We start from the raw sequence: 16,533 nt of genomic DNA, 5'->3' as shown, positions 1-16,533 counted from the left end.
GTGCGCCTCGGGGTATGGTCAAGCCATGACCACCGTGGACACCTCGCCGCCCGCCCCCTGGTTCGCCCAAGAAGCCTCCGACGTCGTCACTGCGATGCAGACCGACCGAGAGCGCGGACTCACCGGAGCGGAGGCTGCTCGACGGCTCGCGGAGCACGGCCCGAACTCGATCGCCGCCGAGCCCGCGCCCTCCGTCTGGCAGGTCTCGCTCCGCCAGCTCGCCGACCCGATGAACGTCATGCTCGTCGCGGTCGCGGTCATCAGCCTGCTCATCGATCAGGTGAGTGTCGGCATCCTGGTCGGCGCCCTGGTCGTGCTCAACGTCGTGCTGGGGGCCCGGCAGGAGCTCAAGGCCAAGGCGTCGGTCGACGCGCTCGCGAAGATGCAGATCCCGCAGGCCAAGGTCATCCGCGACGGATCGCTCCTGCAGGTGGCGGCGACCGACATCGTGCCCGGCGACATCGTCATGGTCGAAGCGGGCGACATCGTCCCCGCCGACGGGCGCATCCTCCGCTCCGCGACCCTCGAGACGCAAGAGGCGGCGCTCACCGGAGAGAGCGCCCCGATCGCGAAGGACGCCGCGGCCATCCCCGACCCCGAGACGACTCTCGGCGACCGCGCGAACATGGTGTTCCAGAACACCCAGGTCACCCGCGGCACGGCCAGCGTCGTGATCACCGACACCGGCATGGGCACGCAGATGGGCCAGATCGCGTCGATGCTGTCGGCGGTCAAGCCCGCGAAGTCTCCGCTGCAGCGAGAACTCGATGCGCTCACCGGCGTCCTCGGCTGGATCGCGTGGGGCGCGGTGGCCATCATCATCATCACGGGTCTCCTACGCGGTCAGGAGATCGCCGCGGTCATCCTCCTGGGCATCTCCATGGCGATCTCCGCGATCCCCACCGGCATGCCGTCGTTCGTGCAGGCGATGCTCTCGTACGGGTCCCGGCAGCTCGCCGAGCACAACGCCGTGGTCAAGAACCTCACCGACGTCGAGACGCTCGGCGCGACGAGCGCGATCAACTCCGACAAGACCGGCACGCTCACGATGAACGAGATGACGGTCGAGTCCCTCTATCTCGCGGGCGACTGGTTCACCGTGGGCGGCAGCGGGTACGAGAAGGTGGGCGACATCCGGGGGGCCGCGGGGCAGCCGACTCCCGATTTCACGCAGCTCGCGCTCGGGCTGACGCTCTGCAGCGATGCGACGGTGTCGGACGACGGCGCCGTGATCGGCGATCCGACGGAGGCGGCGCTGGTCGTGCTCGCGGCGAAGATGGGGGCGGATGCCGAGCTGACGCGCGGGCAGTACCCCCGAGCCGCCGAGGTGCCGTTCGACTCGGCCTACAAGTTCATGGCGACCTTCCACGAGGTCGGCCAGAACGGCGAGACGCAACTGGTCGCACTCGTCAAGGGCGGACCCGACGTGGTGCTCGACCGGTGTTCGGCAGTCGCCACCGCCGATGGTCCTGCACCGATCGAGGAGCAGCGCCAGACCGTGCTCGACGCGAACCGGCAGCTGTCCGAGCAGGGCCTGCGCGTCCTCGCGTTCGCGGTGCGGCGGTTCCCCGCGGGCGCCGCGGTGCCCGCGGACCCGATGGCCGAGGTGAAGGACCTCACCCTCGTCGGCCTGGTGGGCATCATCGACCCTCTCCGCCCCTCCTCGAAAGAGGCCGTGCGCATCGCACACGAAGCGGGTATCGAGGTGCGCATGATCACGGGCGATCACGCCATCACGGCGGCCGCGATCGGCGCGAAGCTGGGCCTGGGACCCGGCGCCGCCAGCGGTGCCGACATCCAGGCGATGAGCGACGACGAGCTCAAGGCGGCGCTGCCGAGTCTCCACGTCTTCGGGCGCGTGACTCCCGAAGACAAGCTGCGCCTGGCCCGCCTGATGCAGGAGACCGGCGATGTCGTGGCCATGACCGGCGATGCCGTCAACGACGCCGCGGCACTCAAGCAGGCCGACATCGGCGTGGCGATGGGGTCGGGCAGCGAGGTCACGAAGCAGGCCGGCAAGATGATCCTGATCGACGACAACTTCGGCACGCTCGTCACGGCCGTGCGCCTGGGGCGCGCGATCTACGAGAAGATCGTCAGCTACGTCCGCTACCAGATGTCGCAGCTGTTCTCGCTCGTGCTGCTGTTCCTGGTGGCCAGTCTCTTCGACATCAACGACGGCGTCCCGCTGACGCCGATCATGATCCTGTTCCTGAACTTCTTCGTCTCGATCTTCCCGGTCGTCGTGATCCTGCTGGACCCCGTGCCGGACGGGATCATGCTGCAGCCCCCGCGCGACCCGAAGAAGACGATCGCCAACGGCGGAGCGGTCACGCTGTGGTTCGTGTACGGCGGGGTGCTGTTCCTCATGACCCTCGTCCCGCTGCTCATGTTCCCCGACCTTCTGAGCTCGACCGAGCCGAACGTCCCGGTCACCATGACCTTCGTCGTCGCGGCCTTCGGGGCAGTGCTCGGAGGCCTGGCGATGCGCCGCGATCCCGAGAGCGGCCTCACGGCGCCGATCCTCACCGCGGTCAAGTGGCTCTCGATCCCGCTCGCTCTCACGGTGGCCGCGGTGGAGATCGGGTTCCTGCAGCGCCTCATCGGGACGACCGGCCTGTCGGGGACCGAATGGCTCATCGCGATCGGCCTCGCCGTCGTGGTCCCGATCTTCGTGGAACTCGAGAAGTGGATCCGGCGCGCCCGCATCGGCCGCCGCGCGGCGGCCGCGCACAGCTGATCGCTCTTCACCGCGCGGATCCGCCGGCCGCACGGGCACCGCGAAATCCCCGTGAGGAGAACCCATGACTCGAATCGCCATCGTCACGGGCGCCGCGCGCGGCATCGGCGCCGCGACCGCGCAGCGACTCGCCGCCGACGGCTGCGCCGTCGCGGTGCTGGACCTGGACGCGGGCTCGTGCGCTGCCACGGTCGATGCGATCGCGGATGCCGGGGGCCGGGCGATCGCGGTGGGCGCCGACGTCGCCGACGCCGATGCGGTGGCACGCGCCGTGGCCCAGGTGGATGCCGAGCTGGGCGGCCCCACCATCCTCGTGAACAACGCCGGCGTCATCCGCGACAACCTGCTGTTCAAGATGACCGAGGACGACTGGGACACGGTGCTGTCGGTGCACCTGCGCGGAGCGTTCCTGATGAGCCGCGAGGTGCAGAAGCACCAGGTCGAGGCGGGGTGGGGTCGCATCGTCAATCTGTCGAGCACGTCGGCGCTCGGCAACCGCGGCCAGGCGAACTACGCCGCCGCCAAGGCGGGCATGCAAGGTCTCACCAAGACTCTCGCCATCGAGCTCGGGCGCTTCGGCGTGACGGCCAACGCCGTCGCGCCCGGGTTCATCGTCACCGACATGACCCGAACCACGGCCGAGCGTCTGGGCGTCGGCTTCGAGGAGTTCATCGAGGCACGGGCCGCCGAGGTCCCGCTCCAGCGGGCCGGAACGCCCGAAGACATCGCCGCGGCCGTGTCGTTCTTCTGCTCGGAGGGTGCGGGATTCGTCTCGGGTCAGGTGCTGTACGTCGCCGGGGGGCCGCGCGGATGAGCATCGCGGTGGCGTCCGCCGCCGATCTGCCCGGGGCCGTCGGGCGCACCGCGACGGGCGCCTGGTTCACCATCGACCAGGAGCGGATACGAGCGTTCGCGGACGCCACCGACGACTGGCAGTGGATCCATCTCGATGCCGAGCGCGCGGCATCCGGCCCCTTCGGCGGGCCCATCGCGCACGGCTACCTGACGCTCTCACTCCTGCCCCGGCTGACGTCGGGCCTGCTGTCGGTCGGCGGCTCCGCGATGGTCGTCAACTACGGACTCGACAGGGTTCGGTTCCTGCAGCCGGTCCTCGCCGGCTCGCGGGTGCGGGCCGTGACCGTGGTCGCCTCGGCCGAGCCCACGCCCCAGGGGTGCCGCGTGGGTCTGCGCACGACCGTAGAGCTCGAGGGCTCCGACCGTCCGGCGCTCGTCGCCGAGACGCTCACGCTGTTCGTCAGCGACTCTCACTGACGCATCCCCTCTAGCGGTGAGACTCAGTCCTAGGGGACGCGGTATCGAGTTCCACTAGACTCGGATGCTGCACCACTGTCCCCGCACGTCAGGAGCCCGATCGTGACCGACTTCCAGCCCCGCCCCGGTCAGAGCGTCGCCGGCTACGACGTCACCGCCCGCCTCGGCACCGACTACTACGCCGTGTTCGCCGACATCCCCGACGGCGACCGCGAGATCTGGGAACGCGCGCAGGGATACGTCGACGAAGTCGGCACCCGCATGCAGGATGCCTGGGACAAGGCGGAGTACCCCCTCGACATCGGGATGCGCCTGGGCGAGCTCGACCTCTTCAACGACGGCATCGACCACCCCGCGCTGACGCGCTTCTCGCCGCTCGCCGCAGGCCTGGTCAACATGGAGGTCTCGCGTGGCGACGGATCGCTGGGCACGGTGATCGCCGTCCAAGGCGGGCTGGCGCTGCGCACGCTCGCGCTCTTCGGAAGCCCTGCGCAACAGGATCGCTGGCTCGTACCGGTCGCACGCGGCGAGGTCGCGGCATCCTTCGCCCTCACCGAACCCGACCACGGGTCCGACTCGGTCTCTCTCGAGACGGTCGCACGCCGCGACGGCGACGCGTGGGTGCTCGACGGCGCGAAGAAGTGGATCGGCAACGGCGCCTCGGGCGGCATCACGTTCGTGTGGGCCCGCGTCGACGATGCCGGCACGCCCGAGCACGGCGCCGTCCGCTGCTTCCTGGTCGAGCAGGAGACGGCCGGATACCTCGGCACGGTGATCGCGGGAAAGGGGTCGCTGCGCGGCATCCACCAGGCCCATATCGTTCTGGACGGCGTGCGGGTGCCGCTGGACGCGGTGCTGCCGGGAACCAAGAGCTTCAAGGATGCCTCGACCGTGCTCTACTCGACCCGCTCGGGCGTGGCCTGGTCGGCGCTCGGGCACGCGACCGCCTGCTACGAGGCGTCGCTGGCCTATTCGCAGCAGCGGATCCAGTTCGGAAAGCCGCTCGCGAAGTTCCAGATGGTGCAGGAGCGCCTCGCGAACATGCTCGAGGATCTCACCGCGATGCAGCTGTTCTGTCGCCGGATGGCCGACCTCGAGACACGCGGCGAGCTGCGCCCCACGCAGGCTTCGCTCGCCAAGTACCACAACACGCGCGCCGCGCGCCGGATCGCCTCGACCGCACGCGACCTGCTGGGCGGCAACGGCATCCTGCTCGAGAACGGCGTCATCCAGCACATGGCCGACATCGAGGCGATCCACACCTACGAGGGCACAGAGAGCGTGCAGGCGCTGCTGATCGGCCGGGACATCACCGGGATGAGCGCGTTCGTCTGAGCATCGGCAAGACCGCTCAGAGTCCGACGATCACCTGCGCCAGCACGATCTTCACCACCATCGCGGCCGGGTACACGAGGCTGTATCCGAGTGCGACCCGTACGTCGTACGCGGTGCGGGAGTTCGCGAACGCGAGGATCGCCGGGTTGGTCTGGGCGCCGCCGATGAGGCCGGAGAGCCGGGTGCCGCCAAGGCGGAAGGCGAATCGCATCACGAGGTAGACCCCGCCCATGAGGATGACGGTCATCGTGCCGCCCAGGAGCAGGAGCCCCACGACCTCGCCCGAGACGATCGCCGAGACGATGAGCGAACCGGCCTTGGTTCCGGCGAACGCCAGGAAGATCAGCAGTCCGATCTCGGCGAGCACGGTCGCTGCGGTGTTCGGCAGCGCCGTGACGAAGGGCCCGATCCGCCCGACCCTTCCCATCACGAGTCCGAGGATCAGCGCCCCCGCCGCGAATCCGAGGCTGAACGACCCCCCGCCCGGGATCGGGATCTGGACCGACCCGAGCAGCAGACCGATCGTGACGCCGACGCCGAGGGCCACCGGATGGACGTCGGCGAGGCCCCGCTCCGAGTCGCCGAGGAACGCGGTCACCGCCGGCATCTGCTCGGTCGGGGCGACAACCCGCAGGCGGTCGCCGAGATGCAGGGGGAAATCGGGTCCGGCGACGACGTCGACGTCGCCCCGCCGCACGCGCATGATGCTCGCACCGAACCGCTCGCGCAGCCGCAGGCTCCCGATGGTGCGACCGGCCAGCGCCGCGTCGGACAGGATGATGCGGCGGAAGTCCAGGCGCGTCCGGTCGCGCGTGATGTCGATCGCGCTGGTGTGGCCGAGCTCGGCAGCGACCGCCTGCACCTCGTCCGCCGGCCCGACGACGTTGACGACATCGCCCGGGCGGAACTCCGTGCCGCTGTGCACGGTCTCTGCCGGATCCCCACTGATGTGCTCGATGCGCGAGAAGGCGACGCGACCGCCGTGCCGGCCGGCGACATCCGTCGCCGTCGGCAGTGACGTGGTGTCGACCTGGACCGGCTTGTCGACGATGACGCCCGGTGCGTCGGTGTCGTGCCGGGCATGCCGCAGGGCCAACCACACCGCGGCCATCGCCCCGACGACCCCGAAGACGTAGGCGCTCGCGTACCCGACGGTCGCCTCGGGGCTGCCGCCGGTCGCGGCCAGCGCAGGGGTGTTCGTGACGGCGCCGGCGAAGGTCCCCGCTATCGTCACGGGCGAGAGCCCCATCGCGGTGCCGAGCCCGTACCCGGTTGCCGCGGCGAGAAGCACGATCGCCGACACCACGAGCATGAGCGGGTAGGACGTGCGCAGCGCCTGGAAGAACGCCGGGCCGGCGATGATCCCCGTGCAGAAGGCGAAGACGACCACCCCGAAGTCGCCCAGTACCGCGGGGATCTCGAGCGTGACGCCCTGCGACACCGCCCACGCGTTGAGGCCGATCGCCGTGAAGAGCACGGCGACCGCGCCGAGCGAGATGCCGCCGATGCGGATCCGCCCGATCGCCGCACCGGCGCCGAGCAGCAGGAAGAGCAGGATCACCGGCTGAGCGGCGAGGAACTCGAAGACAGTGCTCACGCGCACCTCCGGCTCCACTCTGCCGTGCACCGCCCAACGGCGCACCTCCGCGCGCCGGGAAAACTCCGCGGCTCCGGGTCCTCACGTCCGCGCGGCGGGCGATCTCTGTACGGCGGGCACCCTCCGCGCGGCATCCGTCCCGGTCCCCGAGCCGCGGATAGCCTCGTCGTCATGGGACTGTTCCGCCGAGACGATCCGCAGACCGTGCGACTCGAATCGCGAGAGGTCGAGCTGTCTGCGTCACGGGCCCCGTGGAGCCTGTGGGCCGACGGATTCGGCCGGCTCGGCATCCGCTCCATCCAGGTCATCGTGGTCGTCGCGGTCACGGCGGGCATCGTCTTCGCGATGCAGCAGGTGACGCTCGTGACGATCCCCCTCGTGCTGGCGCTGATCTTCGCGTGCGCGTTCGCTCCGGCGATGACGTGGCTGCGACGACGCGGCGTCCCCTCGGTGTTCGCGACGCTCATCACACTGCTCGCGATCGCCATCGTGCTGACACTCCTGGGGTGGCTGATCGTCTGGGCCGTGCGCGACCAGTGGGACGAGTTGTACGTTCAGGCCGAGAGCGGCTTCCAGAGCTTGCTCGCGTGGCTCGACACGCTGCCGTTCGACTTCCTCTCGACCGACCAGATCGACGAATGGGTCGCCTGGCTCACCGATTTCGTGCTGAGCGCCCAGTTCGGCTCGGGAGCACTGGCCGGAGTGGGGGCCGTGGCGAACTTCCTCACCGGACTCGTGCTCATGGTGACGATCCTGTTCTTCTTCCTCAAGGACGGACCGCAGATGTGGGAGTTCCTGCTGCGCCCGTTCCACGGCGAGCAGTACCGCCGCGCACGGCGCATCGGCGACAAGACCACCGTCGTGCTGGGCTCCTATGTGCGAGGTACCGCGACCGTCGCGTTCGTCGATGCGATCGGCATCCTGATCGGCCTGCTGATCCTGCAGGTGCCGCTGGCGATCCCGCTCGCGGTGCTCGTCTTCCTCCTCGCCTTCATCCCGATCGTCGGCGCGACGCTGGCCGGCATCGTCGCGGCGCTGGTCGCGCTCGTCGCGAACGGGCCCATCAACGCGCTGTTCGTCGTCGGGGTCGTGGTGCTCGTCAACCAGCTCGAGGGCAATTTCCTGCAGCCGGTGCTGATGGGCCGCTCGATGAAGCTGCACGCCTTCGTGATCCTGATCGCGCTGACCATCGGCACCGTGCTCGGGGGCATCGTCGGCGCCGTGCTCGCGGTACCCATCGCCGCGGCAGTGTGGGGCATCGTGCAGGTCTGGGACGGGCCGGATCTACCCGCCCGCTGGGCGCGCCCGAAGCAGCGCCTCGAGACCTGAAGAGCAGCACCGGGCACTGTCGGGCGTCCGCTCCCCCGGGCAGGATGTACCCATGCCGTATGAGATCCCCGCGCCGATGCTCGCCAAGTCCGTGCCCGACGTTCCCGACCCGGCGAAGGTGCCGGGCGGCCTCAGCTTCGAACCGAAGTGGGACGGCTTCCGCGGCCTCGTCTCGTGGGACGGCGAGCGCGTCGAGATCGGCTCACGCGGCGCCAAGCCGCTCACCCGCTACTTTCCCGAGCTCGTCGAGGCCTTCTCGCGGCTTCTGCCCGAACCGTGCCTGATCGACGGCGAGGTCGTGGTGCCGAAAGGCGACCCCGGCGCGCAGCGCCTCGACTGGGAGTCGCTCTCGCAGCGCATCCACCCCGCCGCTTCGCGGGTGAACCTGCTCGCCGAGCAGACTCCGGCGATGTTCATCGCGTTCGACCTCCTCGCCCGCGGCGATCGCGACCTGCAGCCCGAGCCCTTCTCGGTCCGGCGTGCCGAGCTCGTCGATCTGCTCGGCGACGTGCCGCACCCGGTGCACGTCACTCGCACCACCGACGACCCCGACCGCGCGCGGCGCTGGCTCTCGGAGTTCGAGGGCGCGGGCCTGGACGGCGTGGTCGCCAAGCCGCTCGGCCAGCCCTACGCCCCGAACAAGCGCACGATGTTCAAGATCAAGCATGCGCGCACCGCCGACGTCGTGGCCCTCGGCTACCGCATCCACAAGTCCGGGCAGGGCGTCGGCTCGCTCCTTGTCGGACTGTACGGCGACGACGGCACGCTCTACCCCGTCGGTGGAGTCGCCGCATGGAGCAACGCCCGCCGTCTCGAACTCATCGACGAGCTCGCACCGCTCGTGCAGCGCGACGCCGACGGCGAGGCGCTGCGAGGCGAGGGTGAGAAGTCGCGCTTCCAGGCCGGCCGCGCCGACTCGTCCTTCGTGAAGCTGCGTCCCGAGCGCGTTCTCGAGGTGCGCTACGACCAGCTCGAGGGCTGGCGCTTCCGCCACACCGTGCAGTTCGAGCGGTGGCGGCCCGACCGCGATCCGCGCTCGTGCACGTACGAGCAGCTCGAGACGGTGTCGGCGTACGACCTGGCCGACGTGCTGGAGTGACGCGGATGCCGCGGGGCGCGGCATCCGAGACCTGCGCGGTCCTGCGCCGGCGTGCCGCGGCGTGTGCCGGGTGCCGGGGTCTCCGGGGCCGGTTGCAGGGTGCAGGGGCCGGGGTGCCGGGGTGCCGGGGTGCCGTGGTGCCGGGGGCCGGGGTGCCGGGGGCCGGGGTGCCGTGGTGCCGGGGGCCGGGGTGCCGGGGGCCGGGGTGCCGCAGGGCGGGATGCCGGGGTGCCGGGGCCGGGTGCCGGGCGCCGGATGCCGGATGCCGGATGCCGGGGGCCGGGGCCGGGTGCCGGGCGCCGGATGCCGGGGCCGGGCAATACACCGTAAATGCGGCGAAACACCATGCCGCACACGATGTCTCGTCGCGTTTACGGTGTATCCGAACTCCACGCAAGGCAATACACCGCAAACGCGGCGAAACACCATGCCGCGCACGTCGTCTCGTCGCGTTTACGGTGTATCCACTTCCGGCCCGCTCAGTCCGGCGCGTGGTCGGTGAAGCTCGTCGGCCCAGTCGCCAGCGTCAGGTCCAGTTCTCGGGATTGATGCGGCTGGGCTGCACGCGCGGGGGTTCTCCCGGCATCTTGGGGAAGTCGGGCGGGAACGCGAGCTCGCCGAGTCCGGCGTCGAGGTCGCGCTGCCACCACTCCAGCAGCGTGTCGATGCGCCCGGGCGTCGCGAGCAGGTGCTCCCACGGGTCACCGACCTCGGCCAGGCGCCCGGGCACCGAGCGGACCGTGAATGCGGCAGGATCCACTCCAGCGGCCAGTTCGTCCCAGGTCACCGGTGTCGACACCGTGGCGGTCGGCAGCGCACGCGGGCTGTAGGCGCCCGCCATCGTGCGGTCGCGGTTGGCCTGGTTGAAGTCGATGAAGATGCGCTCGCCGCGCTCTTCCTTCCACCAGTTCATCGTCACCTTCTCGGGCAGGCGTCGCTCGAGCTCGCGTCCGGCCGCGATCACGGCATGGCGCACGTCGAGGAACTCGTGCGTCGGCTCGATCGGGCAGAAGACATGGATGCCGCGATTGCCGCTGGTCTTGACGAACGAGGTGAGCCCTGCCTCGGCCAGCACCTCGCGCAGGGCAGGAGCGACGGCGGCGGCATCCGCGAAATCCGTGCCGGGCTGCGGGTCGAGGTCGATGCGCAGCTCGACGGGATTGTCGGTGTCGCCGGCGAGCGACGCCCACGGGTGGAAGACCACCGTGTTCATCTGCACGGCCCAGACGGCCGCGGCGATCTCGGTGAGCACGAGTTGCGGATGCCGCCGCCCGCTGTTGTAGGTCACGGTCTGCGCCTCGACGAACCCCGGGGCGCCCTTCGGCGGGTTCTTCGAATAGAAGCGCTCCCCGTCGACGCCGTCGGGGAATCGCTCGAGCGAGACCGGCCGGTCGCCGTTCGCGGCGAGGAACGGCACCGCCACGGCGATCACGTACTCGGCGAGCTCGTGCTTGGTGATCCCCAGCTCGGGCCACAGCACACGATTGGGGCTCGACAGCCCCACCTCGCGGGCGCCGTCGGGACCGGGAACGGTGAGCGTGATGCGTTCGGACGCCATGGTCCGACGCTAGCGGGATGCCGCGACATCCGGCACCCCGCATTCGCGCTCACCTCTCGACGGGGAACACCATGTGCGTGACGCGCGCGCTCTGGATCACCACCGTCGGATCGCCCAGCCGCACGGCGGCGGGGTCCACGCCCTCGAAGTATCGATGGCCGGTGCCGAGCACCACGGGCACGAGGTCGATGGCGACCTCGTCGACGAGCCCTGCGGCGAGCGCCTGGCCGGCGATGGTGCCGGCGGCGACGCCGACCACGCGGTCGCCGGCGATCTCCTGCGCCCGGGCGATGGCGGCCTCGATGCCCTCCGTCACGAAGTGCGCGTTGCCGGTGTGGGCGTGGGCCCATTCGGTCGGCACCTCATGCGTCAGTACGACGAAAGGCACGCCCATCGGGTGCTCGCCCTGCCACCCGTCCGTGATGTCGAACAGCAGCCGGCCGACGACGAGGCATCCGACGTCGCCGACCCAGCTCTGCCAGTAGTCGGCGCTCGTGCGGGTGAGATGGAACGCGGCCGGCTCGCTGGCGGTGACGACCTCGACGTCGCCGGCCTCGTACCAGTCGAAGAGGCGCCCGGGATCGTTGTTCTCGTGGGCGACGAATCCGTCGAGGGATGCCGAGGCCGACGTGATGACCTTGCCCATGTCAGCTCTTCCCGGCGAGCATCCGGTCGAGCTTCTCGTAACCCTCGCGCATGCCGCGCTCCATGCCTTCCGCCTGCATGTTCTCGAGCACCTCGACGCTCGGGAACACGCTGTGGTCCACCAGGCGCGAGCGTCCGCCGGGCAGCTCCTCGAAGCGGATCGTGTCGATGCTCACCTCGTCGGGCCAGCCCTCGAACTCGAACGTCTGGATGATCAGCTCGTTCTCGCGGACCGTGTGGAATACGCCCCGGAAGGCGTATTCGCCGTCGGCGTCGCGCTGCACGAACCGGTAGCCGCCGCCGGAGCGGAAGTCCCAGTGCGTGATCTCGGTGTGCTCCTCGCCGGGACCGATCCACTGCTTGTACAACTCGGGGTCGGCGTGCGCGCGGAACAGGTCGGCGACGGGCGCGTCGAACTCGCGGGTGATGTCGGCATAGGACGTGCCCGGCACGGCGTCGATGACGAGTGGGTTGCTCATGATTCCTTCTCCTTCGTGCGAGTGTTCTGGTTGCGAGGGGTTCTGGGGGTCCCGGATGCGGATGCCGATGCCGATGCCGCGACGGCGAGCACCGCGTCGAGCCGCCGGTAGGCGCGTTCGGACTCGAGCCGGTAGCGGTCGATCCACGCGGTCAGCTGCTCGAGGGCGGCGGCCTCGAGATGGACCGGGCGACGCTGGGCATCGCGCGAACGCGTCACCAGGCCGGCGTCTTCGAGCACGCGGATGTGCCGCGACACCGCCTGGACGGTGATCGGAAACGGCTCTGCGAGCTCGTTCACGGTCGCCGGCCCACGGCTGAGCCGCGCGATGATCGCTCGGCGCACCGGGTCGCCCAGCGCGACGAATGCGCGGTCGAGCTGGTCGGCATCCATATCAACATCCTTGTTTATCAACATTTATGTTGAATAGGATACCCACGAAGAACCGGCTGTCAACCCCTCGCCCGAGGGCCGCGCAGGTCAGTCCGCGAGAGCAAGCACCGGTGCCAGATCGGCCAAGGTGAGGCGGATCCACGGGCCGGCCGGGTCGACGACGATGCCACTCAGCCCCGTCGCGCCGCCCAGCGCGCGGGCGAGCTGCGCTCCCGACAGGGGCGCCGCGTTGTCGCCGCGACCCATCACCGCGACCTCGAGCGGATGCGAATAGACCTCGAGATAGCGGGAGCCGTCGGGCAGCCGCCCCTCGGCGAGTCCGGGCTGCCCCCCTTCGGCGGTACCGACCGCGACCCACAGCGGCACACGGGTGAGGGCCTCGGACACCTCGGCCGCCCTCGCGGGGGTGCGCTCGGCGGTGAGCAGGTTCTTCACCGTGAGCTTCGGATCCATCTGCTCGACCATCTTCTGCAGCAGCTCACGCGGGAGCACCGCACGCGCCGGGGCCGACGCGTGGTCGAGGATGACGCCGTCGTACGTGCCGGCGAGAACATGGCGCAGAACCGGCAGCACAGGCTGGGCCATCGCCGAGGTATCGGTGTCGCCGTCGGCCTTCAGGCTGGCCTGCAGCGCCGCCCCGCTGGAGTACACCAGGGCGAACGAGCGCTCCCCCGCCGTCGCCGCGGCGAGCGGCAGATCCTTGCCCTCGGCGAGCAGCGTGCGCGCGTCGCCTCTCACCCGGAGGAACACGTGTCCTTGCAGCAGCTGGCGGGCCACATCCAGCAGCGCCGCGGACGCCGGCCCCGCCTCGACGCGGGCGAGCGCCTCGCGCAGCAGCACATTGTCGCGCAGGCCCGGAAGGGTCTCGGTCGCCGCGGGCGCCGTCTCGGTGGCCGCACGCGCGGCGGGGCGAGCCCGCGGCGCGGCGGGAGCATCGCCGGCGGGTGCGGGGGCGCCCGGAGCGCTCAGGGGCGTCGGCACCGCCACGGACCCCAGGCCCGCGTAGGACGAGAGCGAGATCGAGACGGATGCCGCGACCTCTGCATCCGCGGCCGGAGCGTCGGACGAAGACCCGGGTCGCGTGGGCCCGGCAGCGGCATCCGTCGCATTGCCCGCCCCCTCGGCGCCGGTCGACGCCGACGGAGTGTCGGCGACCGCGGGTTCGGTCCGGGAGTCGGCGTCGATCGCGGACGCTTCGTGCTGTGCGGCGGCGGGCTTCTTCGAGCGGCGCGAGAACAGAGCCATTGTGCGAGCCTAACCCGGCTCCGCAGCCGGGACAGCCGCCGCTCGAGTGCAGGCGCCGCAGGATTCGCCCGACCGTCACTCGCGAGACACCGGCGTCACACCGGTCGCGCAATCTGCGGGTCTGGACGCACCCGACCGACCGCAGCCGAGAGCCCCGACAGCGTATTTCCCGCGGTCCGCCATCGCCGAAACGAGCGACTCGAGACCGCCCGGGCTCGCGCGGTCCTCGCCTGTCAGAGCTTCGAGATCGGCGCGATCTTGATCAGCAGCTTCTTGGGGCCGGCGGAGTCGAAGCGCACGTGCGCGACGCGCTTCGCACCCTCGCCCGTGACGGCATCCACTCGGCCCTCGCCGAAGTCGTCGTGGCGGATGCGATCCCCGGGGGCGAGTTCCATGTCGCCGTTGTCGCGCACCTTGGCAGGGATCTTGTTCGCGAAACGATCGATCGCCCCGGGCTCTCGTCGGGCGCTGCGCGGGAGGGGAACGAGGTCGTCCCCGTATCGCTGACCGCCGCCCGAGCCGCCGAAGCCCGATCCGGACTGACGTCGCGCATTGAGGGCACGCGACTGGGTGCCACCGCGCGAGTTGACGTCGCCGGGCGATTGGCGCCAGTGCATGAGTTCGTTCGGGATCTCCTGGAGGAACCGGCTCGGCATCGCCACCGTCACCTCGCCGAACTGGGCGCGGGTCATCGCGAGCGACAGGTACAGACGCTTGCGCGCACGCGTGATGCCGACGTAGAACAGGCGCCGCTCCTCCTGCGGCCCGCCGGGCTCACCCGCGGAGATGCGGTGCGGGATGAGATCCTCTTCGACACCGGTGACGAACACGGCGTCGTACTCGAGACCCTTCGCGGTGTGCAGGGTCATGAGCGACACCGAGCCCGACGCGTCTTCGAGGTCGTCGGCGTCAGAGACCAGCGCGACCTCGGTCAGGAAGTCGAGCACCGTGCCCTCGGGGTTGTTGCGCGCGAACTCGCGGGCGACCGCGACGAGTTCGTCGAGGTTCTCGATGCGCGCCTCGTCCTGTGCGCCCTTGCTGGCGCGCAGCGCGTCGTAGTACCCGCCCTTGGTCAGCAGCAGCTGCAGTCCCGCCGCGACCGCGGTCGGGGGCGCGAGCTCGCCCGACGCGGGCAGCATGATCTCGGATGCCTCGGCCAGCACCGCGTCGAGATGCGCGATGGCCGCCTGGATCTTGGGTCCGACGCCCAGCGCCGACGAGTTCGCGAGGGCATCGCGGAAAGTGATCCCCTCGTCCTGCGCGTAGCGGGAGATCGTCTCTATCGTGACGTCGCCGATGCCGCGGCGCGGCCGGTTGATGATGCGGCGCAGCGCCATCTCGTCGGCGGGATTCGAGACCGCGACGAGGTAGGCGAGAGCATCTTTGATCTCGGCGCGGTCGTAGAACTTCGTGCCGCCCATGATCTTGTAAGGCACGGCCGAGCGGATGAAGATCTCCTCCAGCGCGCGCGACTGCGAGTTGGTGCGGTAGAACACCGCCATCTGGGAGTAGTCCAGGCCCGTGCGCCGGAGCACCTCGACCTCGTCGGCGACGAACTGCGCCTCGTCGTGCTGCGAGTACCCGGTGAAGCCGATGATCTGCTCACCGGCGCCGACGTCGGTCCAGAGCTTCTTGTCTTTGCGGTCGAAGTTGTTGCTGATGACCGCGTTGGCGGCGGTGAGGATGTTCTGCGTCGACCGGTAGTTCTGCTCGAGCAGCACGACCCTGGCACCCGGATAGTCGCGCTCGAACTCGCTGATGTTGCGGATGTCGGCGCCGCGGAACGCGTAGATCGACTGGTCGGAGTCGCCCACGACGGTGAGCGACGCCCCCGCCTTGTCGGGATCGTCCGCCGGGTCCGGCTCGAAGATCATCATGCCGCCCGCGCCGGCCAGCGGCGGTGCGTCGGAGCCGATGGGCCGCGTCAGCTCGTGGATGAGCGCGTACTGGGCGTGATTGGTGTCCTGGTACTCGTCGACGAGGATGTGACGGAACCGGCGCCGGTAGACGTCCGCGACGTGCGGGAACGCACGGAACAGGAAGACCGTCTGGCCGATGAGGTCGTCGAAGTCGAAGGCGTTCGCCCGCTGGAGCTCGCGCTGGTAGGCGCCGAACAGCTCGACGAAGACCCGTTCGGCGGGGTCGCTCATATTCGCCGAGCGCGCATAGGACTCGGCATCCGCCAGCTCGTTCTTGAGCTTGGAGATCTTCGACTGCGTGGCGGCGGGCGTGAGCCCGAACGCGTCTGCCTCGTGCTCTTTGACCAGGCGCTTGATGAGCGCCCGCGAGTCGCCGGAATCGTAGATCGTGAAGGACTTCGTGAAGCCGAACTGCTCGGCCTCGCGGCGCAGGATCCGCACGCACGCGGAGTGGAACGTCGAGATCCACATGCCCCGCGCGGATTCGCCCACGAGCGCCTCGACCCGTTCGCGCATCTCGCCGGCGGCCTTGTTGGTGAACGTGATCGCGAGGATCTGGCTGGGCCACGCTTCACGGGTGCGCAGCAGCGATGCGACACGACGCGTCAGCACGCTGGTCTTGCCCGAGCCCGCGCCCGCGACGATCAGCAGCGCCGGGCCGCGGTAGGTGACGGCCTCGCGCTGCGGCGGGTTGAGCCCCTCGAGAAGGTCTTCGTCGGGACGAGCGCCCGCGGAACGGGGGCCGGCATCTGCGCCGACGATGAGGGGGATGGATGCCGCGCGCTGCGCGGCCGCGGAGGCGTCGGTCATAACCTGACAAGTCTAGGCGCGTGACCCGACACCGCGTCCGCGGTCGCGTCCGGCGGCGGACGCGCGGTGCGCCGAAACCGCGCTACAGCAGGGACGATGGACCTCGTCGGGCG

Annotated in this window: 13 protein-coding genes; 6 read left to right on the top strand and 7 right to left on the bottom strand. The window is 70.2% G+C overall.

Translation table 11 applies throughout. From position 1 onward, the window contains the following. The first annotated feature begins 25 nt into the window (after positions 1-25). The 4 genes from KEC57_RS17415 (at position 26) to KEC57_RS17400 (ending at position 5,347) form a co-directional block, all read left to right on the top strand. Positions 26-2,740 carry a cation-translocating P-type ATPase gene (locus KEC57_RS17415; RefSeq protein ID WP_229385965.1) on the top strand — a complete coding sequence of 905 codons (2,715 nt, stop codon included), beginning with the start codon at positions 26-28 and terminating at the stop codon, positions 2,738-2,740. Between the two features lie 64 nt (positions 2,741-2,804). Further along, positions 2,805-3,554, top strand: coding sequence for an SDR family oxidoreductase (locus KEC57_RS17410; RefSeq protein WP_229385964.1), 750 nt, complete (start codon positions 2,805-2,807; stop codon positions 3,552-3,554). After that, complete coding sequence (locus KEC57_RS17405) at positions 3,551-4,012, top strand: MaoC family dehydratase (RefSeq protein ID WP_229385963.1); 462 nt, start codon at positions 3,551-3,553, stop codon at positions 4,010-4,012. Before KEC57_RS17410 ends, KEC57_RS17405 begins: the two co-directional genes overlap by 4 nt. Before the next feature lie 102 nt (positions 4,013-4,114). Continuing rightward, positions 4,115-5,347 carry an acyl-CoA dehydrogenase family protein gene (locus KEC57_RS17400; RefSeq protein ID WP_229385962.1) on the top strand — a complete coding sequence of 411 codons (1,233 nt, stop codon included), beginning with the start codon at positions 4,115-4,117 and terminating at the stop codon, positions 5,345-5,347. A 16-nt stretch (positions 5,348-5,363) separates the two neighbouring features. Here KEC57_RS17400 and KEC57_RS17395 read toward each other — a convergent pair whose 3' ends face one another. Further along, positions 5,364-6,944, bottom strand: a complete 1,581-nt coding sequence (locus KEC57_RS17395; protein WP_229385961.1) for an aspartate:alanine exchanger family transporter — start codon at positions 6,942-6,944, stop codon at positions 5,364-5,366. Between the two features lie 171 nt (positions 6,945-7,115). Between KEC57_RS17395 and KEC57_RS17390 the strand changes: the two genes are divergently transcribed. Continuing rightward, positions 7,116-8,273, top strand: coding sequence for an AI-2E family transporter (locus tag KEC57_RS17390; RefSeq protein ID WP_229385960.1), 1,158 nt, complete (start codon positions 7,116-7,118; stop codon positions 8,271-8,273). Between the two features lie 52 nt (positions 8,274-8,325). Next, positions 8,326-9,372 (top strand): ATP-dependent DNA ligase, encoded by a 1,047-nt coding sequence (locus KEC57_RS17385; protein WP_229385959.1) that lies wholly within the window; start codon positions 8,326-8,328, stop codon positions 9,370-9,372. Between the two features lie 526 nt (positions 9,373-9,898). On the opposite strand, the gene ligD is transcribed toward KEC57_RS17385, so the two are convergent. From ligD to KEC57_RS17355, 6 genes are all read right to left on the bottom strand, one after another. Continuing rightward, on the bottom strand, positions 9,899-10,930 hold the full coding sequence (gene ligD, locus KEC57_RS17380) for a non-homologous end-joining DNA ligase (RefSeq protein ID WP_229385958.1): 1,032 nt from the start codon (positions 10,928-10,930) through the stop codon (positions 9,899-9,901). A 49-nt stretch (positions 10,931-10,979) separates the two neighbouring features. Beyond that, a complete protein-coding gene (locus KEC57_RS17375) occupies positions 10,980-11,576 on the bottom strand; it encodes a dihydrofolate reductase family protein (protein WP_229385957.1) in 597 nt (198 codons plus the stop codon). A 1-nt stretch (position 11,577) separates the two neighbouring features. Next, positions 11,578-12,054 (bottom strand): SRPBCC family protein, encoded by a 477-nt coding sequence (locus KEC57_RS17370; RefSeq protein ID WP_229385956.1) that lies wholly within the window; start codon positions 12,052-12,054, stop codon positions 11,578-11,580. Then, positions 12,051-12,446 carry an ArsR/SmtB family transcription factor gene (locus KEC57_RS17365; RefSeq protein WP_229385955.1) on the bottom strand — a complete coding sequence of 132 codons (396 nt, stop codon included), beginning with the start codon at positions 12,444-12,446 and terminating at the stop codon, positions 12,051-12,053. Before KEC57_RS17365 ends, KEC57_RS17370 begins: the two co-directional genes overlap by 4 nt. Before the next feature lie 87 nt (positions 12,447-12,533). Then, positions 12,534-13,691 carry an SseB family protein gene (locus tag KEC57_RS17360; RefSeq protein ID WP_229385954.1) on the bottom strand — a complete coding sequence of 386 codons (1,158 nt, stop codon included), beginning with the start codon at positions 13,689-13,691 and terminating at the stop codon, positions 12,534-12,536. 233 nt (positions 13,692-13,924) lie between these two features. Beyond that, on the bottom strand, positions 13,925-16,420 hold the full coding sequence (locus KEC57_RS17355; protein WP_229385953.1) for an ATP-dependent helicase: 2,496 nt from the start codon (positions 16,418-16,420) through the stop codon (positions 13,925-13,927). Positions 16,421-16,533 lie beyond the last annotated feature (113 nt).

The sequence above is a fragment of the Microbacterium allomyrinae genome (assembly GCF_020682705.1).
Taxonomy (GTDB): domain Bacteria; phylum Actinomycetota; class Actinomycetes; order Actinomycetales; family Microbacteriaceae; genus Microbacterium; species Microbacterium allomyrinae.
Note: the sequence above shows the minus strand (reverse complement) of the source record. Positions and strands in the feature narration are given on the sequence as shown.